The organism is Streptomyces aculeolatus (genome assembly GCF_020400605.1).
Classification (GTDB): domain Bacteria; phylum Actinomycetota; class Actinomycetes; order Streptomycetales; family Streptomycetaceae; genus Streptomyces; species Streptomyces aculeolatus.
Genome location: NZ_JAINRD010000042.1, coordinates 1 through 26,299 on the forward strand (window position 1 = coordinate 1; position 26,299 = coordinate 26,299).

Annotated in this window: 22 protein-coding genes; 9 read left to right on the forward strand and 13 right to left on the reverse strand. The window is 70.5% G+C overall.

The genetic code is table 11. The annotated features are described in order from the left end of the window. From LG396_RS37705 to LG396_RS37715, 3 genes are all read right to left on the reverse strand, one after another. The coding region (locus tag LG396_RS37705) for a DUF6851 domain-containing protein (protein ID WP_372483638.1) at nucleotides 1-546 on the reverse strand (546 nt) is incomplete at its 3' end. A gap of 179 nt (nucleotides 547-725) precedes the next feature. Further along, nucleotides 726-2,162 (reverse strand): DUF6851 domain-containing protein, encoded by a 1,437-nt coding sequence (locus LG396_RS37710; RefSeq protein WP_018840980.1) that lies wholly within the window; start codon nucleotides 2,160-2,162, stop codon nucleotides 726-728. Next, nucleotides 2,159-3,079, reverse strand: a complete 921-nt coding sequence (locus LG396_RS37715) for an aromatic prenyltransferase (protein WP_225798160.1) — start codon at nucleotides 3,077-3,079, stop codon at nucleotides 2,159-2,161. The genes LG396_RS37710 and LG396_RS37715 overlap by 4 nt, the downstream gene beginning before the upstream one ends. A 273-nt stretch (nucleotides 3,080-3,352) precedes the next feature. On the opposite strand from LG396_RS37715, the gene LG396_RS37720 reads away from it, so the two are divergent. Further along, entirely contained in the window at nucleotides 3,353-4,261 is a 909-nt protein-coding gene (locus LG396_RS37720) for an aromatic prenyltransferase (protein WP_225798161.1), read from the forward strand. Nucleotides 4,262-4,494: 233 nt separating this feature from the next. Here the strand turns inward: LG396_RS37720 and LG396_RS37725 are convergent, their stop codons facing one another. Together LG396_RS37725 and LG396_RS37730 are read right to left on the reverse strand one after the other, a co-directional pair. Further along, nucleotides 4,495-5,772, reverse strand: coding sequence for an NAD(P)/FAD-dependent oxidoreductase (locus tag LG396_RS37725; RefSeq protein ID WP_026276744.1), 1,278 nt, complete (start codon nucleotides 5,770-5,772; stop codon nucleotides 4,495-4,497). Nucleotides 5,773-6,122: 350 nt separating this feature from the next. Continuing rightward, nucleotides 6,123-6,725, reverse strand: coding sequence for a DoxX family membrane protein (locus LG396_RS37730; protein ID WP_225798162.1), 603 nt, complete (start codon nucleotides 6,723-6,725; stop codon nucleotides 6,123-6,125). 608 nt (nucleotides 6,726-7,333) lie between these two features. Between LG396_RS37730 and LG396_RS37735 the strand changes: the two genes are divergently transcribed. After that, nucleotides 7,334-8,866, forward strand: a complete 1,533-nt coding sequence (locus LG396_RS37735; RefSeq protein WP_225798174.1) for a DUF6851 domain-containing protein — start codon at nucleotides 7,334-7,336, stop codon at nucleotides 8,864-8,866. 150 nt (nucleotides 8,867-9,016) lie between these two features. Here LG396_RS37735 and LG396_RS37740 read toward each other — a convergent pair whose 3' ends face one another. The 8 genes from LG396_RS37740 to LG396_RS37775 all read right to left on the reverse strand — a co-directional run bounded on the left by LG396_RS37740 (nucleotide 9,017) and on the right by LG396_RS37775 (nucleotide 18,101). Next, a complete protein-coding gene (locus LG396_RS37740) occupies nucleotides 9,017-9,679 on the reverse strand; it encodes a TetR/AcrR family transcriptional regulator (RefSeq protein WP_018840986.1) in 663 nt (220 codons plus the stop codon). A 151-nt stretch (nucleotides 9,680-9,830) separates the two neighbouring features. Further along, nucleotides 9,831-11,102, reverse strand: coding sequence for a cation:proton antiporter domain-containing protein (locus LG396_RS37745; RefSeq protein WP_225798163.1), 1,272 nt, complete (start codon nucleotides 11,100-11,102; stop codon nucleotides 9,831-9,833). Nucleotides 11,103-11,202: 100 nt separating this feature from the next. Further along, entirely contained in the window at nucleotides 11,203-12,003 is an 801-nt protein-coding gene (locus LG396_RS37750) for a helix-turn-helix domain-containing protein (RefSeq protein ID WP_225798164.1), read from the reverse strand. Nucleotides 12,004-12,296: 293 nt separating this feature from the next. After that, the gene (locus LG396_RS37755) at nucleotides 12,297-13,370 is read right to left on the reverse strand and encodes a polyprenyl synthetase family protein (RefSeq protein ID WP_308190163.1); all 1,074 of its coding nucleotides are present in this window, start codon (nucleotides 13,368-13,370) and stop codon (nucleotides 12,297-12,299) included. Nucleotides 13,371-13,467: 97 nt separating this feature from the next. Then, the gene (locus LG396_RS37760) at nucleotides 13,468-15,057 is read right to left on the reverse strand and encodes a class I adenylate-forming enzyme family protein (RefSeq protein WP_225798165.1); all 1,590 of its coding nucleotides are present in this window, start codon (nucleotides 15,055-15,057) and stop codon (nucleotides 13,468-13,470) included. A 177-nt stretch (nucleotides 15,058-15,234) separates the two neighbouring features. After that, on the reverse strand, nucleotides 15,235-16,374 hold the full coding sequence (locus LG396_RS37765; protein WP_225798175.1) for a DegT/DnrJ/EryC1/StrS family aminotransferase: 1,140 nt from the start codon (nucleotides 16,372-16,374) through the stop codon (nucleotides 15,235-15,237). 31 nt (nucleotides 16,375-16,405) lie between these two features. After that, the gene (locus tag LG396_RS37770) at nucleotides 16,406-16,963 is read right to left on the reverse strand and encodes a cupin domain-containing protein (RefSeq protein WP_225798166.1); all 558 of its coding nucleotides are present in this window, start codon (nucleotides 16,961-16,963) and stop codon (nucleotides 16,406-16,408) included. A 70-nt stretch (nucleotides 16,964-17,033) separates the two neighbouring features. Continuing rightward, nucleotides 17,034-18,101 (reverse strand): type III polyketide synthase, encoded by a 1,068-nt coding sequence (locus LG396_RS37775; RefSeq protein WP_078524272.1) that lies wholly within the window; start codon nucleotides 18,099-18,101, stop codon nucleotides 17,034-17,036. A 1,215-nt stretch (nucleotides 18,102-19,316) separates the two neighbouring features. Between LG396_RS37775 and LG396_RS37780 the strand changes: the two genes are divergently transcribed. From LG396_RS37780 to LG396_RS37810, 7 genes are all read left to right on the forward strand, one after another. After that, a complete protein-coding gene (locus LG396_RS37780; protein ID WP_225798167.1) occupies nucleotides 19,317-19,859 on the forward strand; it encodes a hypothetical protein in 543 nt (180 codons plus the stop codon). Further along, a complete protein-coding gene (locus tag LG396_RS37785) occupies nucleotides 19,856-20,059 on the forward strand; it encodes a MerR family transcriptional regulator (protein WP_051642804.1) in 204 nt (67 codons plus the stop codon). Before LG396_RS37780 ends, LG396_RS37785 begins: the two co-directional genes overlap by 4 nt. A gap of 688 nt (nucleotides 20,060-20,747) precedes the next feature. Next, complete coding sequence (gene mvk, locus LG396_RS37790) at nucleotides 20,748-21,731, forward strand: mevalonate kinase (protein ID WP_225798168.1); 984 nt, start codon at nucleotides 20,748-20,750, stop codon at nucleotides 21,729-21,731. A 13-nt stretch (nucleotides 21,732-21,744) separates the two neighbouring features. Further along, nucleotides 21,745-22,893, forward strand: coding sequence for a diphosphomevalonate decarboxylase (mvaD, locus tag LG396_RS37795; protein WP_225798176.1), 1,149 nt, complete (start codon nucleotides 21,745-21,747; stop codon nucleotides 22,891-22,893). Continuing rightward, on the forward strand, nucleotides 22,890-24,104 hold the full coding sequence (locus tag LG396_RS37800) for a phosphomevalonate kinase (protein WP_225798169.1): 1,215 nt from the start codon (nucleotides 22,890-22,892) through the stop codon (nucleotides 24,102-24,104). Before mvaD ends, LG396_RS37800 begins: the two co-directional genes overlap by 4 nt. Further along, nucleotides 24,101-25,240, forward strand: coding sequence for a type 2 isopentenyl-diphosphate Delta-isomerase (gene fni / locus LG396_RS37805; protein WP_225798170.1), 1,140 nt, complete (start codon nucleotides 24,101-24,103; stop codon nucleotides 25,238-25,240). Before LG396_RS37800 ends, fni begins: the two co-directional genes overlap by 4 nt. Further along, the gene (locus LG396_RS37810; RefSeq protein WP_027769308.1) at nucleotides 25,237-26,298 is read left to right on the forward strand and encodes a hydroxymethylglutaryl-coenzyme A reductase family protein; all 1,062 of its coding nucleotides are present in this window, start codon (nucleotides 25,237-25,239) and stop codon (nucleotides 26,296-26,298) included. Before fni ends, LG396_RS37810 begins: the two co-directional genes overlap by 4 nt. Nucleotide 26,299: the final 1 nt, after the last annotated feature.

Sequence of the window (26,299 nt, forward strand, 5' to 3'; positions counted from 1 at the left end):
GGCCTTGGCCGCCACGTTGCCGATGCCGACCGGGGTGGTCACGTCCTCCGACTTGTCGTCGGGGTCCAGGCCGAGCGCGACCATCAGTTCCCGCAGGCCCGCCACGATAGGCGGCAGCAGACGGCTCCAGATGGCGTTCTGAGCGTGGATACAGGCGATGTTCATGTTCCGGTTGGTGGCCGACTCGCTGGAGGGGCGGCGCGGGATCTGGCTGTGGATGCCGACCGCCGTCTCGTGGTACGGCGCCAGCGCGTCGAACAGCGCCAGCATCGCCGCGCGGTTCATGAACAGGATGAGGGTCACGTCCATCGAGCCGATGAACGCGTCGCTGGCCGACTGACCGGTCCGCGCGCCGGTGGGCTGGGCCCACTTGATGTAGTTGTCCTTGTCCAGGTCGGGCAGCTCGGGCGGCTCGTCGCCGGTGGCGGCGGCAGCGGGGCGGGACAACGACAGCATGGACAGCGACGCGGCCGAGGCGCCGCCGACCAGCAGCGATCTGCGGCCCAGCGAGAAGTCTGAGACAGAGGTGTGTCCGGATGTCGTCATGATCGTCTTCCTTATTCTCAGCAGGGAGGGGCTTGGAGGAGAACCTGAGAAGCGGCCCTTCACGGGAAACGGGATATCGATGGCCGTGCCTTGGGCTCTCCCACGTCGTGCGGAGAGCGGCTAAGGGTGAGGGCGGCGGGTCGCGGTGCCGGCGTCGGCATCGTGGCAGGGGAAGACGGTCAGTCCTTGACGTCGCCGTTGATGTGCCGCTGGACGAAGGTGTGGGCCAGGTCGCCGAACTGGGTGCCGAAGGCCAGGGAGGTTTCGGCGGTCTTCGTGAAGTGGGCGCCGGCCCATACGCGGCTGGTGGCGCAGTCGTTCTCGAAGTCGGTCCAGGTGGCCCAGGTCAGTTCGAGGTCGGAGGCGGGGACCGCGCCGGGCTCCCGCTGGCCGGAGCCGGCGGGGAAGGCATGGGTCCAGTTCAGGACGTCGTCGCCGAGGAAGCTGCGGGCGGCCTGGGCCTGGGCCGCGATCAAGGTGGTGAAGCCGGAGGGGTACTCGGGGTGGTTGCCCACGGGCAGGTAGCCGGTCCACTCGTCGGCGGGAATGGACTCGACGGTGCCCTTGCCGGGCCCGCCCCAGGCGGTGACCGGCTTGCTGCCGTACACGTGCCGCACGGCGCTGAAGGGCCGCACGGTGTCGTAGGCGCGCTTGTGGTGCCAGGCGGCGATCAGGCTGTCGAACCGTGCGGTCGAGCACACCAGGAACAGCTGCGCCCAGCCGTCCAGGTCCAGGTCGTGCGCCATCGCCGCGGCGCGCGGCGACAGCGTGACCGACAGCGGGGTGTGCTCGAAGAACTCCGCCTTGACCTTCTGCTCGTCGGTCAGCCCGGCCGACGCCGCGAGCACCTCGTCCACCGCCTGCCGGTAGGCGCCGGCGTCGTTGTGGTCGAGGTGGTCGGGCGCGGCGAGCTTGAACCGGGCGGGGTCCCGGTACGTCTGGGGGGCGACCAGGCCCAGTTGCGGGGTGGCGAACCGCTGGGCGGTGAAGATGCCCTTGTCGCCCGGGCCGCCGTCGGTGCGGCGGCGGTGCGGCTCGACGGCGGGCTGCCAGCGCGAGGGGTCGACGAGTTCGTCGGCGGTGTTCACCGGCCGGTAGCCGGTGTAGTCCTCGTAGGGCTGGCCGTTGTGGGTACGGTCCTTGCCGCCCAGGGCGTTCATGCCGTCCCCCATACGGGCGGCGGCGACGGCCTTGCCGGCCGTATTGCCGATACCGACCGCGGTGGACAGGTCCTGCGACTCGTCGTCAGGGTCCAGGCCCAGCGCCCCCAGCGCCTGCCGCAGGACCGGCACCCGCTCCGTGAACGCCGCCTTCACCACCTGGAACATGGCGTACAGGCCCGCGATGTTCTTGTTCCGGTTGGTGGCCGACTCCTCGGCGGGACGGCGCGGGATCCGGGAGTACACGCCGACCGCGGTCGGGTGGTACGGGGCCAGCGCGTCGAACCACGACGTCTGCAGCAGATGCGTCACCCACGTGTACGAGGACACATCCCCCGGAGCCATCGCATCCGCCGGCGGGTAACCCCCGCCACCGTGCGTGGTGATCAGGTCCCGGATGAAGTTGCCGTTGTCGAAGTCGAACGGAATCTGCTGGGCAGGGGCGGATGTCGTCACGAGGCTCGGCCTTCTTCCGCTTCGATTGCCTTCATCTGCACAGCGGAAACCTGATAATGCGCTGCGAGGTCCAGGACTTCACGCTCGGGCGACCACTTGGCGGCCGTGGCGTTGATGAGAGCACCGGGGTACTTGTGCGGCGTGGCCCGCAGGAACTTCTCGATCCTCGGTTCCAGGCGGGCAGGAAGGTCCGCCGGGTCGATACCCCGGCGCGGCTTCGGCGCGAAGGCAATCCGAAGAATCTCCTCCGCATCCCAACTGAGCGTGGTGTAGATGCGGTAGGCCTGGCACGCGTATGCCACCATCGCGTCGCTGGGTTCGCTCATCCCGGTTTCGTGCAGCATGGCGGACACGGTCTTCTGGTCAAGGTTTCCGGCGGTGGCGGCGGAGACCTGGAAGTACAGGTTTATCGTTTTGTTCACGTAGTCGACGCCGATCAGCGCCACACGGTCCAGGCCGTGGCGGGCGAAGAATTCGGCGTTCCCGCCCACCGCGCGCGGCATGGAGGGCAGCCCGGCCAGCGCGGCCACCGTCTGCTGGTCGTGCGGGAAGTTCGCGTAGATCTTCTTGAAACCGCCGACGATGCCGCAGTCGATGTAGTGCTCGCTGGTGGGCGCCAGCGACACGATCTCCGCGAGTACGGTGCTGACCGGATGGTCCGTTTCCGTGAGGATTCCGCTCGCCAGGGCGCGGGCATACGGGTCGCTGATCCCCGGGGAAACCTGAGCGGAATATTCCATTTCCGGCACATGTGTGCCGGCCTGGAGGCTTAAGATAACACCGCCGGCGTCCGAGAACCCGCCCTCGAATGCGGAGAGGGTCGGCCAGACCTTGTCACGCGAGAAAGGCGCATCGACCATCCGGGCCGATTCCTCGATGGCCGAGTAAAGCTTTTCCGCCCCAGTAGCTCCGGACACCAAGCACTCCAAGCAGTCGATGCCGATCAGGTTCTGCGAAATCCTGGTGTGCGACCCTACCACCGGCCACTAAAGAGTCACTCGAAAGGAACTATGGAAGGGATCTTCTTGACATTCCGTGCGCCCGGATCGACAATTCATGGAGTGACGAAAATAGGCGTGCCATGCCTGTCGTCCCTGCTCACCGCAACCGGGAAAATGGAGATGTCAGGGCCGATGTCCTGATTCACGCAGACGCTCGTCACGAACTGTTCTGATTGAACTGGAGGGCAAATGACTGACACAGGCATGGAAGGTCTTTACGCCGCCATCGAGGAGGCGTCCGGGTTGTTGGACGTAGCCCCCTCGCGTGACAAGGTGTGGCCGATCCTGTCCGCGTACGAGTTGGACAAGGTCGTTGTGGCCTTCCGCGTGACGACGCGCGGCAGCAAGGACCTCGACTGCCGTTTCACGGCGCTGCCGGCGGACGTCAACCCGTACCGCTACGCGGTGTCGAAGGGGATCGCCGAGGCCACGGACCATCCTGTCGGTACGCTCCTGGACGATGTCCAGGCGAACATCCCGGTGACCGCCCACGGTGTCGACTTCGGAGTCGTCGAGGGCTTCAGGAAGACCTGGACGTTCCTGCCGGGCAACGATCTGCAGAAGCTGTCGAAGGTCGCGGCGCTGCCGTCCATGCCGCCGAGCCTGGCCGAGAACCTCGACTTCTACGCCCGCTACGGCCTGGACGACAAGAACAGCATGATCGGGATCGACTACCCGAGCCGGACGGTGAACGTCTACTTCCTGCAGTTCCCCGACGAGACCCGCGAGCCGGAGACCGTCCGGGCCATGCTGCGGGATCTGGGGCTGCCGGAGCCGAGCGAGCAGATGCTGACGCTCGCCAAGCAGGCCGTGGGCATCTACACCACCCTGACGTGGGACTCGCCGAAGATCCAGCGGATCACGTTCGCCACCCTGGTTCCCGACGCCGAGGCCCTGCCCGGCCGCATCGCGGTGGAGCCGAGCGTGGAGAAGTTCGCGAGGAACGTCCCGCACACCTACCCCGGTCCGGTCCAGGGCCTGTACAACGTGGCCTCGTACTCCGGCGGCGAGTACTTCAAGCTCCAGACCTACCACCAGCTTGCCGAGGGCTCGCTGGAGGCGCGGGTCCTGCTGGGCGCGGCGGGCGCCGGCAGCTGACGGCACCGACCGCCCCCCTTCTTTCTTCGGGACCGCGGCACCGGGACCCCGGTGCCGCGGTCCCCTTTTCCGCTGCCGGTGCCGGTGCCGCGGCGGTTGCGGTTGCGGTTGCGGTTGCGGGGGGTTTTCCAGGCGGTGGCATGGCGAAGCTCCCGGTGTGCGGGGGATCTCGGCCGAGATCCCCCGCACACCGGGAGCCTGTGTCCTGCGGTGCGCCGGCCGGCGCCCGTGCCTCAGCTACCGGCGGGCGTGGACTTGGCATCCTCGATGAGGTCGTCGACGTTGAGCTCGAACAGCCCGCCCTGCCGGCCGCTGAGCCCGGAGACCAGCTTGACGAAGTCGACCTCCGCCGCGTTCTCCTTCTCCGGGTCGACCATCTCCTGGGCCATGTTGAAGTAGAAGCCCTTGGTCTTCGAGCGGTCGTAGAACCCCTCCACGAACTTGCGGATGTCGTGGAAGAACTCCTGGTACGCGTTGGAGTACCGGTCGAGTGCCTTCTCCTCGATCGCCGGGTACTGGAGTATCTGGTCGACGACCTTCGACAGGGTGCTGCCCGCCAGGGTCGCCAGCGCCACGCCGGTGGAGAACAGCGGGTCCACGAACGCGGCGGCGTCGCCGACCAGCGCCCAGCCCTTCCCGTAGAACCGGTCGTTGGTGTACGACCAGTCGCGCGCGGAGCGGTAACCCGCGGCCTGCGTGGCGTCCTTGAGGAGTTCCTTCAGCTTGGTGGTCGAAGCGATCTCGGACTGGAAGAGGTCCTCCAGCGACTTGCCGGACTCGGTCGCCAGTTCCGAACGCGTCACGTAGCCGACGCTGAAGACGCCCTTGTCGATCGGGATGCCCCAGAACCAGCCGTCCGAGGTCCCCTCGATGAGGATGTTGCTCCACTCGTCGCCGGGGAGGCGGTGGCAGTTGTCGAAGTACGTCCACACCGCGACGTTGCGCAGCTGTTCGTTCCAGTTGACCTCGGTGTACTTGCGGCCGATGACGCGGGCCTGCCCGGAGGCGTCGATGACCAGGGAGGCCCGGGCCTCCTGGGTGCCGCCCAGGCCGCGCAGGGCGTAGCGGACGCCGACGACGCGGCCGTCCTCCTCGATGGTGTCCTTGACCGTCGCGTCCTCCACGACGAAGGCACCCAGCTCACGGGCCCGGTCCAGGACCAGCGCGTCCAGGTCCGCGCGGCGCGTGTGGAAGGCGTAGGGGATACGGCCGCCCGTGCTGAACGAAAAGTTCCACGGCACCTCGTTGTTGCCCCAGACCAGGGTGCCGCCGTACTTCCGCTCGAACCCCTTGGCCTCCATCCGCTCCTTCAGCCCGAGTTCCTCCATGGGAACCATCACGCCGGGGATGAGCGACTCCCCCACGTGATAACGCGGGAACCGCTCGCGGTCGAGCACGAGGACACGGCGTCCGCGCTTGGAGAGCAGCGCGGCTGTGGTCGCACCGGCGGGTCCACCACCGATGACAATAACGTCGAAATCGCCAGAAAACCCGACAACGTTGGACGACATATAGGACCTTCCAGTTCCGATGCGGCCGCACCAGCGATTCGCGTGAAGACCCCCTCCACGCATGCAGAACACGCTTCACGACCAGCGTGACGGGGTCTGCCCGGCGGTGTCATCGCCCAGATTGCTCAGTGGAGAATCCACCGGGACCGTGCGGCGACTCGACCTGGAGCCGCACTGGAACTGAACTCGATATTCCGCAGAGCAGACGTGGTTGTTGTTTCCGCCCGGCCGCTTCGGGGCGTCGCGCAAGCCCCCTGCGCGTCGTGGGGCGGAGTGCCGCACGCCGCGGGCCGGGAAGTACGGGCGGGGTGGCGGGGCGGGGTGGTGTTCCGGCCGGGTGCCGGCCGGCGTCACACGTCGGCGTGTCTCGTCACGGACCCGGACGCCGCCGGATCCACGGCGGCGGAAGCGGTCCCGGCAGGCTCCGGGTGCCCGGGCCCGGCGGGTTCAGCGGGTTCAGCAGGTTCAGCAGGTTCAGCGGGTCCGGCGGGTTCGGCGGGTTCGGGCCGGCTGTGTGCCTTCGAGTAGCCGATGACCACGAAGGCGGCCGCGACGATCACCAGGTTCTTGAGGATGTACTGCCCTTCGAGGGTGCCGATGCAAAAGCCCTCCCAGGTCTCCTTCGGGAAGATGAAGAGCGGTGTGAACGTCCCCGCCATGTGTGCCAGGAGTCCGATACTCGTCAGGGGAACCAGTCTCCCGCTGATCAGCAGCAGCCCGAGCACGGTTTCCAGCGTGCCGGTCACGACGGAAGCAGCGGTCCCTTCGATGACCCCGAATGTCAGCCTCTCCACGGTCTTCGAAGCCAGCACTTCCGCCGGGCTGACTCCGGGGAAGAACTTGGGTACTCCGAACCAGAGGTAGATGATTCCGATCGAGATTCTGAGCGCCGCGATCCCGAACGAGGCGCCGAGCCTCTCCAGGGAGCGAGTGAGCTGTAAGTAAATGCGCATGGGCCGTTACTCCCCCGCATGTGTCTCACTTCGGGCAGATGCCATTGAAGATTCCATGTCCCGCTTAAGGCATGGTGGAGACACGGCAGGGCCGACTGTCCAGCTTCCGGAAAATGGCCGGCGCATCGGCGCCCTTTTACCCACTGCGATGCCGGCGTCCGCCAGGTCAGCTGCCCTCACCGTATCCGGAGCCGGGTGTGAGCCTCCGGGGCGGGTCAATTATTTCTCCACACCGTGAATTTCCCGTGCCGACTGCCGGGCACGTCGGGGCAATCGCTTACCTTAGGTTGCCTCTAGTGGGCCTCTAGTAACGGCCAGTACGGTAGCCCACAGGGCTCAGGGTGCCGCATTGAATTTCCTGGCCTTCGGCGTGACGTGGATTTTGCCTAACCTTTCGAAGTTAATGGCAGCCCGTGCAGAACAGGAAATATGAACCGCACCCGCTCTTATGGAAGCGCCGGAACAGTCGGTGTGTGCGACAGGTCTGGGGCAAGGCCGGCCCGCAGACGTCGCCCTGGACCGCGGAGCCCCCTCCTTAGAAAGGAACACAGCGCATGACGACGTCCGGACACACTTCTTTCTCGGATTACTCACCGCGGCGCAGGTCCATGCTGCTCGGTGGGCTCGGCGGTGCCGCTGCCCTGTCCGCGGCGGGTTTCACCGGGATGGCCTCGGCCAGCCCGCGCGGTTCGGCCGGCAGCAAGGCAGCGGCGATCGAGTTCGACCTTGACAAGGACAACTACATCAAGTGGGCGCAGCCCACCGACGAGAACGCCGGCCAGTCGCCGACCCTGGCGATCCTCGGCCCGATGGACGTGACCGTCTTCCTGTGGATCAACCGCGTGGTGTGGCTCGCGGCGTTCGACGCGCTGGCGCCGTACCACGAGACCGCGGTCGGCGTGTACAGCCAGATCCCGCGCCGCCCCTCCAGCGAGTCCGCGACCAACCGGAACCTGAACATCGCCGCGCTCCACGCCCAGCACGGGGTGTGGAAGCGCGTCCTGCCGCAGCAGGTGGACCAGTTGCGGGAGCTGATGACCGCGCTCGGGCTGGACCCCAGCGACGAGACGGAGAACCTGAGCAGCCCGGTGGGCATCGGGAACGTCGCCGCCAAGAACGCCTTCAACGCGCTGAAGAACGACGGCATGAACTTCCTCGGTTACGAGGGCCGCAAGTACAACCCCAGGCCGTGGGCGGACTACACCGGCTATGAGCCGGTGAACACCGCGTTCAAGGTGAAGAACCCCTCGCGCTGGCAGCCGCAGCTCCAGGCCCACAACGCGCGGCGCGCCGGCGGCGGCCCCGGCGACCTCGGCATCTACGTCACCCAGCACTTCGTGACCCCGCAGATCGCCCGGACCAAGGCGCACATCTTCCGGGACCCGTCGCGGTTCCGGATCCCCCGGCCCGAGTTCAGTGACCACACCAACACCCGTGCCTACAAGCGTGAGGTCGACGCGATCATCGACGCCTCGGCCAATCTCAACGACGAGCGCAAGGCGCTCGCGGAGATCATGGAGAACAAGCTCTGGGGCATCGGCCACTCGTCGATCGTCATCGCCAACAAGTACGACCAGAACAACGAGATGGGCGTGCACGGCTGGTGCCACTGGATGCTCTCGCACGTGCTGGCGACGTTCGAGCCGCTGATCGCCGCCTGGCACCACAAGACCAGGTTCGACGCCGTGCGGCCGGTCACCGCGGTCCGCCACGTGTACGGCAACCGCAAGATCCGCGCCTGGGGCGGGGTCGGCATGGGCACGGTCGACGACATCCGCGCCTCGGAGTGGTCGAGCTACCTGCCCGTGGGCGACCACCCCGAGTACCCCTCGGGCTCCACCAGCCTGTGCTCGGCGACCTCGCAGGCCGCGCGGCGCTACTTCGAGTCCGACGAACTGGACTGGACGATCAACTACAAGGCGGGCTCGACGGTCGTCGAGCCGGGGATCACCCCCGGCAAGGACCTGTCGATCCACATCCCGACCTGGACGGACTTCACCCGCACCTGCGGCAACAGCCGGGTGTGGGGCGGCGTCCACTTCCAGACCACCGTGGACCGCACGATCGTCTTCGGTGAGCAGTTCGGCGACCTGGCCCACGAGTTCGTGGAGCGGCACGTCAAGGGCGACGTCAAGGACTGATCCTCGTCCCCGGCTCCGGGAAACAGTCGGGGAGCGCAAAAGGGCAGGGCCTTGGGGCATCCGGTGGATTGTGCGTCCGCCGGCCGCCCCCGGGGCCCTGCCCTTCGCCGTGCCGCCCACCGCCTGACCGGGGGCAGGCGGTGGGTGGGGTCAGCCGGCTGCTTTGCGGGGCTGGTCGGGGGTCAGGCCGCCTTCCAGCACCGCCAGTGCCCGGTCGAACATCTCCGGCAGGTCGCCTTCCTGGTTCTGATCGCCCCATTCGAGGACGACCTGGTGCAGGCCGCCGAGCATGGCGCCGACCATGACGCGCAGGGCGAGGCGGTCGGCCCGGGGCCCGGCCCGTTCGGCGAGCGCGGCGGTGAGGACCTCGACGGCCTTGTCCTGGCCCTCGTGCATCTGCGCCCGCAGGGCGGGCACCTCGCGTACCAGCTCCATCCGCCAGCGGTACTCCGCGTTGAACTCCTCGTAGGTGGCGCGGACCGTCGCCGAGACCGCCGCGCGCAGGGCGGGCAGCGGCGGCTCGTCCGCGGGGCGGGCACGCAGGAGTTCGGCGCCGGAGAAGGCGTAGGCCTCGTCGCGGAGGATGATCTGTTCCTTGTTGCGGAAGTAGCGGAAGACGGTGCTGGGCGAGACCTCGGCGGCCGCGGCGATCTGCTCGACGGTGGTGCTGTCGTAGCCCCGCTCGTCGATCAGCCGGCGGGCCGCCGCGCGGATCGCCTGGCGGGTACGCAGCTTCTTGCGCTCGCGCAGGCCCAGGCCGGCTTCGGCGGCCCGGGCCCGCGCGGAGGTCTCTTCGGGGGTGGCTGAGGACATAGGGGTCATTGTCGCCCGCCCGCAGCAGGATCGGTCAGGGACTCGGCCAGGGACTTCTCCCCCGCCCCCGCCCCTCCCCCTCTCCTGCTGTCTCCGCGTCCTGCTGTCTCCGCGTCCTGCCGGCCGGGGGCAGGCGGCCCGGAGGCAGGGGTCAGGCGGGGGTGCCGACGGTTCCGGGCTTGCGTTCGGGTGCGCCGGCGGCGGGGGGCGGGTCGTTCTCGCGGGGGCGGCCGAGGATCCAGCTGAGCAGCGGCCCGGTCATCGCGGTGGTGATGACGGCCATGACGACCATGAGGGAGTAGAGGTCCTGCCCGATGAAGCCCAGCTGCAGGCCCACGTTCAAGACGATGAGCTCGGTCAGGCCGCGGGTGTTGAGCAGGGTGGCCAGCGCGGCGGACTGCCGCAGCGGCATGCGGTGCAGGCGGGCGGCGGCGATCGCGCCGGCGGACTTGCCGCCGACGGCCACGAGCATGATCAGGGCGAGGGCTCCCAGGCCGCCGGTGTCCATGTCGGACAGGTCGACCTTCAGGCCGGAGACGAGGAAGAACACCGGCAGCAGCAGGGTGCCGGTCATCTGCCCGAGGCGGTTGTGGACCTCGGCGTGGAGCTGCTCGGTGCCGGTGCGCGGGAGGATCGCGCCGAAGAGGAACGCGCCGAAGATGTAGTGCAGCCCGACCCATTCGGTGGCGGCGGCGGACAGCAGCAGGCCGGCCAGGACGCACGCGAACAGGGTCGGGGTCAGGCGCAGTTCGCTTCGGCGGGCGGCCAGGCGGCGCAGCAGCGGGCGCAGGACGAAGAACATGACCAGCAGGTAGGGGACGGCCAGGAGCATGCGCCACTGGTCGGCGCCGCCCGGGCTGCTGATCGCGACCACGGCGGCCAGCAGCACCCAGGCCAGTACGTCGCCGATGGCGGCGCAGGCCAGTGCGACCGCGCCCAGCGGGGTGCGGGTCATCTGCCGGTCGGTCAGGATGCGGGCCAGGACCGGGAACGCGGTGATCGCCATGGCGACGCCCATGAACAGGACGAGTCCCTGCTTGTCGCCGGTGCTGTAGTCGCCGGCCAGGTAGAGGGCCAGGAGCATGCCCAGGCCGCAGGGCACCAGCATGGAGCTGAGGGAGACGGTGACGGCCAGGCGTCCGTTGCCGCGCAGCAGCGCGGCGTCGATCTCCAGGCCGACGATGAACATGAAGACCGCCACCCCGACCGCGGCCAGTGCGCTGAGCAGGGGCCGTACGGTGTCCGGGAAGAGGGCGTCGGACAGTGCGCCGTCCAGGAGGGTGGGGCCCAGCGCGACGCCGGCGAGGACTTCGCCTATCACCGCCGGCTGGCCGCATCGGCGGGCGAGCGCGCCGAGCAGGCGGGCCAGGAGCACGATGACGGCGAGGCCGACGAGAAGTGACGTGGTCTGTTGCGTGTCCATACCTTCGTCTCCGTGAGTCGGGATCCCGGCATGGTCCGTACGGGTGGCGCGGGTGGGCGGGCGGACGGGCCGGGCGGGGGCGGTGCCGGGCCGGCCGTGTCTAGGCCGCTGTCGGCTGGGGGTCCATGCCCGTCAGGGCGAAGAGGATCGGCGGTCGGGTCCAGTCCATCGGGGAGAGGGTGATGTCGCGGATGCGGCCGGTGTCGGCGCCCACCCGTACGGGGCCGACGGTGGCGGTCAGCGGAGCAACATCGGCGCCGGCTGCGCCGGCTGTGCCGGGGGCGCTGCGGGCCACGGCGTGGATGTACCAGGTGCCGGGGGGGATGCGGGGCAGGGTGAAGCGGCCCGGGGCGCTGGTGGTGCTCCAGGACGCGGGGACGCCTTGGAGGATGGCGCCGTCGAACACCCCGACGTAGGCGCGGGAGAACGCGGCGCCGGTGGTGCGCAGTACCCCGGTCACCGCCCCGGTCCGCCTTCCGCCCGCCGCCGGTCCTGCCGGGGGTCCCGCCGGTGCGGGTGCGGCCGGCCGCAGGCGGGAGTCGGGGTGGGGGAAGGCGGGCGGGGGCGTGCGGGGGCCGCAGGCGAGGGACAGCTTGCGGTACTGGGTGGGGGAAAGCCCGACCGACTCGGTGAAGCGGCGGGTGAAGCTGCCCGTGCTGCTGTATCCGACCTGCGCGGAGATGTCGGCGACGGTCAGTGAGGTGCTCAGCAGCAGGCGCTTGGCCTCGTGGAGGCGTACCGCGCTCAAAAAGCGGCCGGGGGTGACTCCGGTGACCCGGGTGAACACCCGCAGGAAGTGGTACTTGCTGACCCGCACGCTCTGCGCGAGGTCGTCCAGGCTCAGCGGTTCGAAGAACCGTTCGCGGATCGTGGTGACGGCGTGGCGTACGAGGTGCTCCATTCGGGGCTCCCGGTCGCGGTCGGGTGGCGGTCACCGCAGCGGCGCTCGCCGGTGAAGGCGCCCGGTGCCCGGGGCTTCACCGGCCCTGTCCCCCGGGTTTCGCCCGTGCCCCGGTGCCCGCCTGGCCCCTTCTGCCGGAAGCAGGAGGAGGCCGGGACCGGGGCCGGGCGCGGGCGCGGGTGCGGGATGCGGGGTGGGGGGGTGGGGTGGCGGGGTGTGCGGGCAGGCGGCGGGAAGCCGCCGGGGTACGGGCCCCGCCGGCTTGTTCGGTGCGGGTGGTGCGGGTGGGGGGGTTAGTTGGTGCGGTAGGCGGCGCGTACGGCCATGTCGGCCAGTTCCTGGCGCCATTGGGGGTCGATGGGTGCGTCGGCGATGGCGGCGCGGCCTTGTTCGACGAGGTCGGCGATGTGGCGTTCGACGTCCTTGGGGACTTCGGTGTCCTCCAGGCGGCGGCGGACTTCCTCGGGGGTGTGGCCGGGTTCGGTCATCAGGGTGCGGATGTGGGTGTCGCGCTGCATGGCCCAGCCCAGCAGGAGGGTCATCTTGTGCTGGGTGAAGTCCAGGCCGGTGGGTTTGCCGGTCTCGGTGGAGTCGCCGAAGGCGTCGAGCAGGTCGTCGCGGAGTTGGAAGGCTTCGCCGACCGCTTCGCCGTATTCGACGTAGGCGGCGGCCAGGTCGGGGCGTGAGGCGGCGTTGGCGCCCATGACCAGGGGGCGGTGGATGGTGTAGCGGCCGGATTTGATCAGGGCGACCAGGCGGGAGAGCTGGGGGTCGGCGGAGAACTCGGCGGCGGCGCAGACGTCGAGGCACTGGCCGATGTTGACTTCGGAGCACAGCCGGTGCCATTCGGCCAGGACGGCGGGGGGTGCCTGGCAGACGAGTTCCTGGGAGTAGACCAGGGCCAGGTTGCCGATGAGGATGCCGATGCCTTCGCCGAAGCGGCGGGATTCGCCGCGCCAGCCGTGGCTGTCGTGGAGGTCGCCGTAGAGGGTGTGGATGGTCGGCTTCCCGCGGCGCTGTGCGGAGTTGTCGAGGATGTCGTCGTGGATGAGGGCGGAGACGTGGAGCATTTCCAGGCCCGCGGCGGCGGCGACGATGCCGGGGTCGCCGGCCTCGCCGCCGGCGGCGAGGTAGCCGGTGATGCAGAAGGTGGGCCGCACGCGTTTGCCGCCGGAGGTGACCAGGTCGGTCAGTGCGTCGACGGCGGCCAGGGCGCGTTCGTCCATGGCCGCGTAGCGGTCGCGTTCGGCGGTGAGGAATGAGGCGAGCTTGTCCTCCACCCGTTGCAGGAGGTCGTCCGTGATACGGCGCACGGAGGCGGCCGGGTGGGGGCCGGCGCCGGTGAAGGAGGTCACTTCGGTAGTCACTGGGTGTCTCCTCGGGCGGGGCGTATGAGCATGTGCGGCGGGGGCGCGGGGCCCCGCCGGCGTTGGAAGGGGGCGACGTCGGCGGGGCGGTGCCTGGTCAGTCCTGCTTGTCTTCCCACTGCTTTTCCAGCCGGCGGGCCAGGGCGAGGCGCTGCACCTTGAGGGTGGCGGTCCTGGGCAGGTCGGCCTGCGGGATCTGCACGGGGTCGGCCAGCTGGGGGAAGGCGGCGGCGGCCGCGCGCCAGCGCTGGGGGTCCAGCGGCTTGTCGTCGACGGTGCAGATCACCGGGACGGGCTGGGAGTCGGGGCCGGGGACGACGACGAGTTCGCTGAGTTCGCTGAGCTTGCTGAGCACGACGTCCTCGATCTCCAGGGAGCTGCGCACGCCGGGGATCATGTCGACCTCGCGGTCGAGCATGTGCAGGCAGCCCAGGCGGGTGCGGTAGCCGACGTCGCCGGTGCGCCACCAGTCGCCGTTGCGGTTGGTGTCGTAGCGGTCCTGTTCGGCGAAGTAGGTCTTGGCCAGGCCGTCCCAGGCGACCTCGATGGAGCCGGGGTTGGTCTCGGAGGGGGGCCGGCCGTCGCGGCTGACGACGCGGACCTTCGCGGCGCCCAGGGGCATGGCCCAGCCGACGCAGCGGCCGTTGGCCTTGTGGGCGGAGTGGCGCAGGTAGGCGCGGCCGGCGGCGGGGCCGACTTCGCTTTGCCCGTAGATCTGGAAGAACAGTGCGCCGCGGCGGTGGGAGGAGTTCAGGAGCTTGCTCATGGTGCCGGGGTGGATGGCGTCGAAGGTGCTGGAGAAGACCTTGACCGACGCGAAGGGGGTGCGGGGGTCGTCGGTGAGGGGTTCCCACTCCATCAGCGAGTTGGGCAGTGCCTCGATGAGCGCGGGGCGGTGGGCCAGGAGGTGTTCGGCGACGTCGGCGGGGTCCGACTCGCGCATGAGCAGGACCGGGTACTCCTTGAGCAGGGCCAGGGACATCGCGGCGACCATGCGGGAGTGGACGAAGGGGACGTGGATGGCCACGGTCTCCTTCTTCCGCATCAGTGACAGCAGCCGCCACTGCGGGATGAGGCGCAGGCCCTGGGTGCGGGGGGTGTGGACGACGAGTTTCGGCAGCCCCGTGGTGCCGGAGGTGTGGGTGATCACGGCGGCTTCGTCGATCGGGCGGACGACGGGCGCCACGCGCGGGGAGCCGGCCAGCAAGGCCAGGGAGGTGGTGCCCGGCCGTTCGCCGCCCACGGTGACGACCCGCTTGGTGAGGTCGGCCAGCGGGATCTCGGCGAGGATGTCGAGCTTGGCGGTGTCGGTGACCAGGCTGGGCTGGTCGGCCCGTTCGATCAGGGCGGCGACGGTCACGGCGTCCAGGGCGGGCGAGAGGTTGACGACGACGGCGCCGATGCGGGAGACGGCGGCGGCGATCATCCAGTGGTCGGCGTTGGCCGTCTTGTAGATCACGACGCGTTCGCCGGGCCGGATGCCCGCCGCCCACAGGCGGGCCGCGAGGTCGTCCACGTACTCGGCGTACTGGGCCACCGTCAGGCGCCGTCCCGCGTCGGGGAAGACGTCGAGCTGGTGGTCCAGGGTGATCGGCGTCGACGGATTGACGGCCGCGGCCATCTGGGGCAGCAGACCGATGTGGAGTCCGCGCTTCAGTATCGATTTGTAGGCTGTGGAGCCCTTCATGGGAACTGTCTCCTTCGGGGCGTGGGAGGAGGTGGGGCGCTCGCGGAGGTCCGTGACGCGGCACCGCCCCGCCCCCGGCCCTCCGGGGGCGCCCGGTGACACCGGGGCCGAGGGCGGGACGGGGCGGGGCGGGGTTGGCGCGGGGCGGGTTCGGTGGGGGGGCGGGTGGGTGGGAGGTCAGGTGCGGGGGGTGGCGTGGGCGCGTACGGCCTTGCGCAGGACTTCGGCGACCCGTTCGGTCTGGCTCGTGGTCAGCTCGGCGTGCATGGGGATGCCCAGGTTGCGCTGGAAGAGGTCGGCGGAGACCGGGCAGACCTGCTTCGATTCGAACGCGGGCTGGACGTGGCTGGCCCAGGTGCCGTGGAAGGAGCCGATGTTCGCCGCGCGCAGGTCGGTGGCCACGGCTGCGCGGTCCACGCCGGGGGCCAGCGTGACCATGTAGGACTGCCAGGCGTGGGTGCGGTCGGCGGGCACGTGCGGGACCGTCAGGAGTTCCTCGTCGGCCAGGAGTTCGCCGTAGCGTGCGGCCACCGCGCTGCGGTGGGCGATGAACTCCTCCAGCCGCTCCAGTTGGACCTGCATGATGGCGGCGGCGATGTCGGAGAGTTTGTAGTTGTAGCCGATCTCGAGGAATTCGGGGATCGGCAGGCCGATGACCTGTCCCTGGTCGAAGATGCTGCCGATGCCGAAGGAGGCGCGGCGGCGGGCGGCGGCGGCGATGTCGGGGTCGGTGGCGATCAGCGCGCCGCCTTCGCCGCTGCTGGCGCCCTTGCGGCCGTGGAAGGACAGGCAGGCGACCTCGGCCAGGGCGCCGGCGGGGCGGCCCTGGTAGGTGGCGCCGACGGCGCAGGCGGCGTCCTCGATGAGGAACAGCTGGTGGCGGTCGGCGATCGCCTGCAGTTCGGTGTAGTCGGCGGGCATGCCGACGGTGTCGACGGCGATGATGCCGACGGTGCGGGGGGTGACCAGCGCCGCGACCGCCTGCGCGTCGACGGTGCCGGTGTCGGCGCGTACGTCGGCGAACACCGGGACGGCGTCGAGGTAGCGGACCGCGTGGGCGGGTGCGGGGAAGGTGTAGTCGGCGACGATGACCTCGTCGCCGGGTTTGACGCCCAGTGCGAGCAGCGCCAGGTGCAAGGCGGCGCCGCAGTTGGAGACGGCGACGGCGCCGCCGGCGCCGTAGCGTTGTTTCAGTCCGGCTTCCAGGGCCTTGCCGCTGGGGCCCTGGCCGGCCGGCCAGCCGGAGGCGAAGACCTCGGCGACGGCTGCCAGTTCCCGCTCGCCCAGACTCGCGTGCGTCAGGGGGATCTTGTCCATGCTGCTCCTGTCCGTCGTCATCTGCGCCGCCTTATGCTCCGGCCGCCGCCGCCGGCCGGTCGGCGGGGGCGGGGGGCGGCTCGTAGCGAAGCGGGGTGATCTGGTGGACGTCGTAGCGGCGGCGCATCTCCTGGACGGCGTCGGGGTCCACCCGCGCGCCGGAGGACCAGATCTTGGCGATCTCCTCGAAGTACAGCTCGTGCACCGGGGAGGGCAGGCACTGGAAGAGCATGCGCACCGGTTCGGTGGAGGCGTTCCTGAAGGCGTGCGGGGTGTTCGGGGGGACGAACATGCTGGCGCCCGGGGTGGCGCGGACCATGCGGTCCCCTTCGGGTGACTCCCACTCGTGCCAGTTCTGCGCCGTGCGCTTCGTCGGCTCGAACGCCAGGAGTTCCAGCTCGCCTTCGAGGACGTAGAAGAATTCCTGGGCCTCGCCGTGGACGTGCGCTCCGACGTCGAATCCGGGCGGCACGACCACCTCGAAGATCGATACGGAGGAGCCGTCGGCTTCGGTGGCCTTGAAGGTCACCTCCTGCGCCTTCGTGATCAGCTTTCGCCCCTGGCCCGGGGGGAGGATAAGGCCGCTCATCGAGTTCACTTCCTCTTCGTCCGCGCTGGCATCCGGCCGGCGGCACGGGTGCCCGGGCTTTGTGCGGAGGTCAGTTCGACGTGCCCGTGCCGTCGGTGCCCCAGGTGCCCAGCGCCATCTCGGCGGTGATACCGGGGCCGAAGCCGGCGATCATTCCGGTGGCGTCGGGTTTCGCCGAGCCTTCCTCGAACAGCCTGCGTGCCGCGTCGAAGACGACGGCGCTGGCGATGTTGCCGTACTCCGTCAGGGTCGACCAGCTGTGGCGGAATACCTGGCGGTCGACGTCGAGGAACCGGGCGAGGTCGTCCAGGATCCGCGGCCCGCCGGCGTGGACGATGTAGAAGTCGAGCTTCCCGGCGTCCCAGCTGTGGTCCTTGGCGAACTCCCGCAGCACCGGCGCCAGCGGCTCCATCGTCCCGGGCACCCGGCGGTCGAGCTGGAAGTGGAAGCCGGTGTCGCGCACCGAGTAGGAGATCCACTCCTCGGTGTTCGGAATGAGGTAGGAGGCGTTGCGCTCGACCTCGATACCGACGCCGCCGTTGCCCCGCACCACCGCGGCGGCGACCGCGTCGCCGAACAGGCCGTCGGACAGCAGCGATCCGATGTCGTCGGCGGTGGGCTGGTAGCACAGCGAGCACAGCTCGCACGCGACGATCAGGACGTTGCTGCCGGGGTGGGCCAGGCAGAAGTCGTGGGCCCGGTTGACGGCCGCGCCGCCCGCCGCGCAGCCCAGCTGCGCGATGGGAATCTGCCGGGTGTCCGACCGGAATCCCATCTTGTTGATCAGCCAGGCCGTCAGCGACGGCATGAGGAACCCGGTGCACGACACGTAGATGATCGCGTCGATGTCGCGGGCCGTCATGTCGGCGTTCTGCAGCGCCTCCTCGATGACCGGCGGGCACATCTTCTTCGACTCGGCCTCGTAGATGAGGTTGCGTTCGGTCAGGCCCGGGTGGCCGAGCGTCTTCTCGATGGGCTGGACGATATGCCGCTTCAACACCCCGGTGTTCCGGATCAGCCGCAGCGCCAAAGGCAGCTGGGGCTTTCCGGCGTGCGCCTGTTTGGCGAACTCCAGGGTTTCTTCCATCGTGATGGTGTATTCCGGCGCGCTCACCGCAGGCTTGCACAGCCTTGGCATATCTGGGGCCCTTTCCTCGGAGTCTGCCTTCGGTACGTGAAGGATCTGCGCCCAGCTTCAGGAGCGGTTCTCATCAGTTCGCCGCCACCCCGCGGAAACCGGGGGCGGTTGCTCCGGCGGGTCGGCCGACCCGCCCCGCTCGCGGGGGCGCCGGCCGCCGGGGCGGCGGACACGGGGGCCGTGCGCCCCACGGCCCCCGTTCCGTTCTTTGTGCGGGCACCTGCCTGGACACTCCCGCCCCGGCTCCCCGGGGGCGGGCGCCGTCCTGCGGCCGCGTTTCGCGGCCCGTGGGCGCATGCCGCCGCGGCCCCGGGAGCACCCGGGGCGCTCGGGACGTGGGAGACGAGAGGGAACCTGTGCCGTACGCGGCACGGACGCGGTCCCACCGGGACAAACCAGTGGTTACGGTGCTCAACTCCCCGGCCCGTAAAAGTTTTTGGGCAGGGAGGGGCTGCCGAAATAGTGACACGGGCGAAGTCGCCGCGCCAAGACCACCTGCGGTGACGTGGGTCACTTCGGGGGTGAAGCGGTGCGGCGGGCGAGTGGCTGAATTGGTCCTTGCGTCCGGGTGCGGGGAAGTGCCGGACAGGGCCCGCCGCGTTGCGCGTCAGCGGGCGGCGGCGGACGTGCGGCGGTGCGGGCCGGGCGGGACCGGGCGGGCCTTTTTCCGTGAAATCCCGGGCGGGGGCGCCCCTGTTGGCTGCCCGGGTGCCGGGCGGCACGGGCGGCGGAGGGCCGGGGGATGCCGGCCCGCGGTGGCCGGCGGGGGTGATCGGCCGGGCCCGGGCGGTGTATCGAAGGCGACGCGTACCGGCCGGTCACATGGGGTGGCGGCGGCCATCCGGGGGTGTTGCGGGGTGTTTTCGATCAGGGCTCGGACACGGGTGGAAAACGGCTTGAGGGCAGGGCCTTTTCCACCCACCACCGAGTTGCGAACGAGGCTGTATCGGGACTCCAGCGCTGGTCGGTAGGTTTGCCGTCGAGTGTTACCGGCTCCGGGCTCGGACCGGTAGAGCACCGGCAGGAACGGGAGCAGGAAAGGAACGCCGCACTGATTACCGCAATCGGCATGGCATCGGCATGCACATCCTCGCGATTGCGGAGGGCGAGCCGCCTCAAGGAGGTTCCATGAAGGTTCACCCGTGCCCCAGGGATCACACCCGTGAAAGCCGTGCCGCCGCCGGGTCCGTCCTGTGTACGCCGTGCGTCCGCCAGGTGGAGCGCAACCTGCGTACGCTCCCCGGCCTCTACCAGGAATGCCTGCACCATGTGTCGCCGCTGTCCCGGCAGATCAGTCCCACGAAGATTTCCGGCAGCCGCACGCGGGACCACCTGAACATCTCGGTGCTCGACTCCCGCTACAACATCCTCGCGACGCTGGAGTCCTGGGCGCACATCGTCGTGGAGCAGTTGGGGGCCGGCGTCCCCGGGCGTTCCGTCCCGGAGCTCTCCCGGTTTCTGGAACGGCATCTGAAGTGGCTTCTCGCGCAGCCGCCGGCCGGTGAATTCGCCGACGAGGCGGAGAGGTTCGTCGCGGAACTCCGCGGGATCATCGACCCCGCTTCCAGCGCTCCGCGCACGATCATCCGGCAGTGCGTCGTCGACGGCTGCAGCGGGACGATAAGCATGTACTCGAAAGGCGCCGGGAATTCGGCGAGAAGGAACATCGAGTGCTCTGCCGGGCACTCGTGGGAACTGCACGAGTGGCTGAATCTGAGGCACCTCATGGAGCGGCAGCGAAAGGATGTCAGCGCATGACACGACCGCCACGCCACAGGCTCGTCCCCACGAACGTGGCCGCGCTCGCCGTGGGGGTGTCGGAGGCGACCATCCGCAAATGGGCGAGCCGGGGGAAGATCACCCGCTACGGTGCGCCGAACTGCCGCCAGGAGTTCGACATCGACGAACTCACCCGGATCGCACTGGAGCGCCGGGCCTGCGCCCCGGCGACGCCGTAGCGCCCGCCTCGAAGAGGGCTGCGGAAGTGACACGGAGTCACAAGCGGCGCGGCGCCCCGCTGCCTGCCGGGCGGCGGCGCCCGCGGTTACCCGGCCCGGCCGGGCCGGGGCCGTACCGCCCCCGGCACCGCCGGGCCCCCCACTCCCCCGCCGGCAGGCCCGCCGCGCCGGCGCCGGCTTCAGGAGTCCATGTGCAAGCCAGCCCAACAGGACGTGAGCCACGTCACTTTGGGGTGCTCTTGGCCCGACGAAAAGCCCGTGTCACAATTTACGCACATCTCCCCTGCCCAAAAACGTTTTCGGGGCGGGGGAGTGGTGCCGTATTCGACGGCCCGCTTCGGGCGGGCCGGGTCTGCGAATGTCCGGCGCCCGCTTCCTTGTGCTGCCGGCCCCCGCATGCCCGCGGGCGTGCCTCCCGGTGCCCGTCGCCGCCGCGTGCGCCGCGGGGCGCCGGGCCGGACGGATGCGGGGTGCGGGCCGGTGGGCGTGGTGATGCCGGTGGCGCCGTGGGTGTGAAGGCCCGTCCCTGTGCTGCCCCGCCCGGTGAGTGCCGTCGCGGGTGCGCACGGGTGTGCGGGCGGGGGCCGGCGGGCGTGTCGCCTGCTTCTTTTTCTTCCTGGATCTGGACGATGCGATCTCACTGCAGAAACGACAAGGGGAGCTGAGTGCGTTGACTTTACCGACCTCAGTGGATGGGGTTTCGGGAAACCACCGGGCTCGCTCCGTCGGTGTCGGCCGTGCCCACGCCAAAGCCATCCTGCTGGGAGAGCATGCGGTCGTGTACGGGGCCGCGGCGCTGGCGGTGCCGATTCCGCAGCTGACGGCGACGGCCAGTGCCGGGTTCTCGCCCGCGGGCGACGGCGAGGGCGAGCTGTCGTTCACCATGACGGGTTCGGCGTCGCGGGCGCTGGTGACGCAGGCCTCCGACGGGCTGCGGGAGCTGACCGCGGCGTTCAAGGACCGCGTGGGGGTCTCCGGCGAGCTGCACCTGGACGTGATCCTCGACGGCGCCGTCCCGACGGGGCGGGGCTTGGGTTCCAGCGCGGCGAACTCGCGGGCGATCGTGCTGGCGCTGGCCGAGCTCTTCGGCCGCGAGCTGTCCGACGGCGCGGTCTTCGACCTGGTGCAGACGGCGGAGAACATGGCGCACGGCCGGGCCAGCGGCGTGGATGCCATGGCCGTGGGCGCGTCGGCTCCGCTGCTGTTCCAGGCGGGCCGGGCCCGGGAGCTGAGCATCGGCTGCGACGGGCTGTTCATCGTCGCGGACAGCGGCGCCGCCGGCAGCACGAAGGAAGCGGTCGAGCTGCTGCGCGCGGGCTTCGAACGCCGCGCCGGGGCCCGGGAGAAGTTCCTCGAACGCGCCTCGCAGCTGACCGCCCGGGCCGAGCAGGCCCTGGCCGAGGGCCGGGCCGAGGACGTGGGCGCGCAGCTGACGGACTACCACGACCTGCTGCGCGAGGCCGGGCTGAGCACCGAGCGGATCGAGGCGATGGTCGCCGCGGCGCTCGCGGCGGGCAGCCTCGGCGCGAAGATCACCGGGGGCGGTCTGGGCGGCTGCGTGATCGCGCTGACCAGGCCGGACCAGGCCAGCCAGGTCACCCGCCGGCTCCACGAAGCCGGCGCCGTGCACACCTGGGTCGTACCGTTGAGGAGGCGCGCCGAGCATGTCTGAGCAGCGGATTGCCGTGGTCCGGACGACCGAACCCGACACCACCACCGGCCCCACCGGTCCCAGCGGTCCCACCGGGGGCGCCGGCATCGGCGCCGGGGCCGTCGGTGGTGTGGTCGGGGCCGTGCCCGATACCGGGACCGGGGCGGACGGCGGGGCCGGCACCGGGGCGGTGGCGGTGGCGCATCCGAACATTGCGCTGATCAAGTACTGGGGCAAGCGCGACGAGCACCTGGTGCTGCCGCGGACCGACAGCCTGTCGATGACCCTGGACATCTTTCCCACGACGACCCGGGTGCGGCTGGCGCCCGAGGCCGGGCGGGACGTGGTGGTCCTCGGCGGGCGGCCGGCCGAGGGCGAGGCGCTGCGGCGTATCGTCACGTTCCTCGACCTGGTGCGGCACAGCGCCCGGCTGCCGCACCGGGCCGTGGTGGAGTCGCACAACACGGTGCCCACCGGGGCCGGACTGGCGTCCTCGGCCAGCGGCTTCGCGGCCCTGGCCGTGGCCGCGGCCCGCGCGTACGGGCTGTCGCTGACGGCGACCGGGCTGTCGCGGCTGGCCCGGCGCGGTTCGGGCTCGGCGTCGCGGTCGGTCTTCGGCGGGTTCGCCGTCTGGCACGCGGGGCGGCCCGGGCAGGACACCAAGGCCGCGGACCTGGGCTCCTACGCCGAGCCGGTGCCGGTGGCCGATCTCGATCCGGCGCTTGTCGTCGCGGTCGTCGACGCCGGGCCCAAGGCCGTCTCCAGCCGGGCGGCGATGCGCCGCACCGTCGACACCTCGCCGCTGTACGAGCCGTGGGCCGCCTCCAGCAGGGACGACCTGACGCAGATGCGGGCGGCGCTGCTGCGCGGCGACCTCCAGGTGGTCGGTGAGATCGCCGAGCGCAACGCGCTGGGGATGCACGCGACGATGCTCGCGGCGCGGCCCGCGGTGCGCTACCTGGCGCCGGCGACGCTGACCGTGCTGGATGCGGTGGCGCAGCTCAGGCGGGACGGGGTGGGGGCCTGGGCGACCATGGACGCCGGGCCGAACGTGAAGGTGCTGTGCCGGCGCCTGGAGGCCGACCGGGTCGCCGCGGCCGTGCGGGAGGCCGCCGCGGGCGGCGCGGTGCACATCGCCGGGCCGGGCCCGGGTGCGCGGCTGCTGCCCGAGGGCGGGCGATGACCCGCACCTCCAGCGTGGTGCGCCGGGCGCCGGGCAAGCTGTTCGTCGCGGGCGAGTACGCGGTGGTCGAACCCGGCGTCCCGGCGGTCCTGGTGGCGGTGGACCGCGAGATCACCGTGACCGTCTCGCCCCTGGACGGCACCGGGGTGGAGATCTCCTCCGACCTGACCGCGGGCCCGGTGCGCTGGCACTGGGCCGGCGGCCGCCTCGAACCCGACACCACACACCACCCCACCACCAGCGACACCGACACCAGCGGCAGCGACACCAGCGGCAGCAGCGGTGGCGGTGGCGACGCCGGCAGCAGCAACGGCGCCGGCAGCAGCGGTGGTGGTGGGGTGCGTGGGGCGTTGGGGCATGTGGTCTCGGCGGTGGAGACGACGGCGGGGCTGCTGGCCGAACACGGCGTGGCGGCCCCGGCGATGGGCGTGCGCATCGAGAGCAACCTGCACGACAACGGCCGCAAGTACGGCCTGGGCTCCAGCGGCGCGGTGACCGTGGCGGCCGTCGCGGCCGTCGCGGCGTTTTGCGGCCTGGACCTGCCGGCCGGGGACCGCTTCCGCCTGGCGATGCTCGCCACCGCCCGTATCGACCCCAAAGGCTCCGGCGGCGACCTGGCGGCCAGCACGTGGGGCGGCTGGATCTCCTACCAGGCGCCCGACCGCGACTTCGTCGTGGACCTGGCCCGGCGCCGCGGCACCGCCGAGGCGCTGCGCGCGCCCTGGCCGCATTTCGCGGTACGCCCGCTGCCGCCGCCGGCCGGCTTGGACTTCCAGGTCGGCTGGACCGGGAGCCCGGCGTCCACCGCGTCGCTGGTGGCCTCGCTGCACCGGCGGACCTGGCGGCACAGCCCGTCGCACCGCGCGTTCGTCGCCACCAGCACCGGCATCGTCCACGCCGTGGCCGACGCCCTCGACAAGGGCGACGGCCCGGGCCTGCTGCACCAGATCCGCCGGGCCCGCAGCGAACTGGCCCGGCTGGACGACGAAGTCGGCCTGGGCATCTTCACCACCGAACTGACGGCACTGTGCGACGCCGCCGAGGCCGTCGGCGGCGCCGCCAAACCCTCCGGGGCCGGCGGCGGCGACTGCGGCATCGCCCTGCTGCCCGCCCACGCCCCCCACGACATCTCGCGGCTGCGGCAACGGTGGGCCGCGGCCGGGGTCCTGCCCCTGCCCCTGGATCCCGCCCCCGAAAGGAACCCCCGATGAGCGGTCAGCGCAAGGACGACCACGTCCGCCTCGCCATGGAACAGCACCGGGCCCGCAGCGGCATCAACCAGTTCGACGAGGTGTCGTTCGTCCACCACGCCCTGGCCGGCATCGACCGGCCCGACGTGTCACTGGCCACCGCCTTCGCCGGCATCCACTGGCCCGCCCCCCTCTACATCAACGCGATGACCGGCGGCAGCGTCAAAACCGGCGAGATCAACCGGAACCTGGCCACCGCCGCCCGCGAAGCCGGCGTGCCCATCGCCTCCGGCTCGATGAACGCCTACCTCAAAGACCCCTCCTGCGCCGACACCTTCCGCGTCCTGCGCACCCACAACCCCCGCGGGTTCGTCATGGCGAACATCAACGCCACCACCACCGTCGACGGCGCACAGCGCGCCATCGACCTGCTGCAGGCCGACGCCCTGCAGATCCACATCAACACCGCGCAGGAAACACCCATGCCCGAAGGCGACCGGTCCTTCGCCTCCTGGGGCCCGCAGATCCACAAAATCGCCGCGGCCGTCGACATCCCCGTCATCGTCAAGGAAGTCGGCAACGGCCTCAGCCGCCAAAGCGTCCACACCCTGGCCGCACTCGGCGTCACGGCAGCCGACGTCAGCGGCCGCGGCGGCACCGACTTCGCCCGCATCGAAAACGGCCGCCGCGAACACGCCGACTACGCCTTCCTGACCGGCTGGGGCCAATCCACCGCCGCCTGCCTCCTCGACGCCCAGGACGCCACCATCCCCCTGCTCGCCTCCGGCGGCGTACGCACCCCCCTGGACGTCGCCCGCGCACTGGCCCTGGGCGCCGTGGCCGTCGGCTCCTCCGGCGGATTCCTGCGCACCCTGACCGACGGCGGCGTCGGCGCCCTGGTCACCCAGCTGACGACCTGGCTCGACCAACTCGCCGCACTGCAGACCATGCTCGGCGCCCCCACCCCCGCCGACCTCACCCGCTGCGACCTGCTCATCCACGGCCAACTGCGGGAATTCTGCACCGACCGCGGCATCGACACCCGCCGCCTGGCCCAACGCACCCCCACCACCCCCACCAGCCCCGCCACCGCCGGCACCGCGTCCGGCGCGGCTGCGGGTGGCGCCCTCAACGAGATGACGGGAAGCACACGATGAGCGAAGCACACGCGATAGCCGGGGTCCCGATGAAGTGGGTCGGGCCCCTGCGCATCTCGGGAAACATCGCCGACACCGAGACCCACGTCCCCCTGGCCACCTACGAATCACCCCTGTGGCCCTCGGTGGGCCGCGGCGCGAAAGTCTCCATGCTCACCGAAGCGGGCATCGTCGCCACCCTCGTCGACGAGCGGATGACCCGCTCGGTCCTCGTCGAGGCCACCGACGCGGCCACCGCGCACCGCGCCGCGCAGAGCCTCGAGACGAACATCGACGAACTACGCGACATCGTCCGCGGCTGCAGCCGATTCGCCCGCCTGATCGGCATCCGCCACGAGATCACCGCGAACCTGCTGTTCATCCGCTTCGAGTTCGCCACCGGCGACGCCTCCGGCCACAACATGGCCACCCTCGCCTCCGACGCACTCCTCAAACACCTCCTGCACACCATCCCCGGCATCTCCTACGGATCGATCTCCGGGAACTACTGCACCGACAAGAAAGCCACCGCGATCAACGGCATCCTCGGCCGCGGCAAGAACGTCGTCACCGAACTCCTCATCCCCCGCCAGATCGTCACCGACGTCCTGCACACCACCGCCGCGAAAGTCGTCGAACTCAACATCCGCAAAAACCTCCTCGGCACCCTCCTCGCCGGCGGCATCCGCTCCGCCAACGCCCACTTCGCGAACATGCTCCTCGGCTTCTACCTCGCCACCGGCCAGGACGCCGCGAACATCGTCGAAGGCTCCCAGGGCGTCACCATGGCCGAAGACCGCGACGGCGACCTCTACTTCTCCTGCACCCTGCCCAACCTCATCGTCGGCACCGTAGGAAACGGCAAAGGACTCGGCTTCGTCGAGACCAACCTCACCCGCCTCGGCTGCCGCACCGAAGCCGAACCCGGCCACAACGCACGACGACTCGCCGTCATCGCAGCCGCCACCGTCCTGTGCGGCGAACTCTCCCTCCTCGCCGCACAGACCAACCCCGGCGAACTCATGCGCGCACACATCCAACTCGAACGCGACAACACGACAGCAAAGGTTGGTGCCTAGG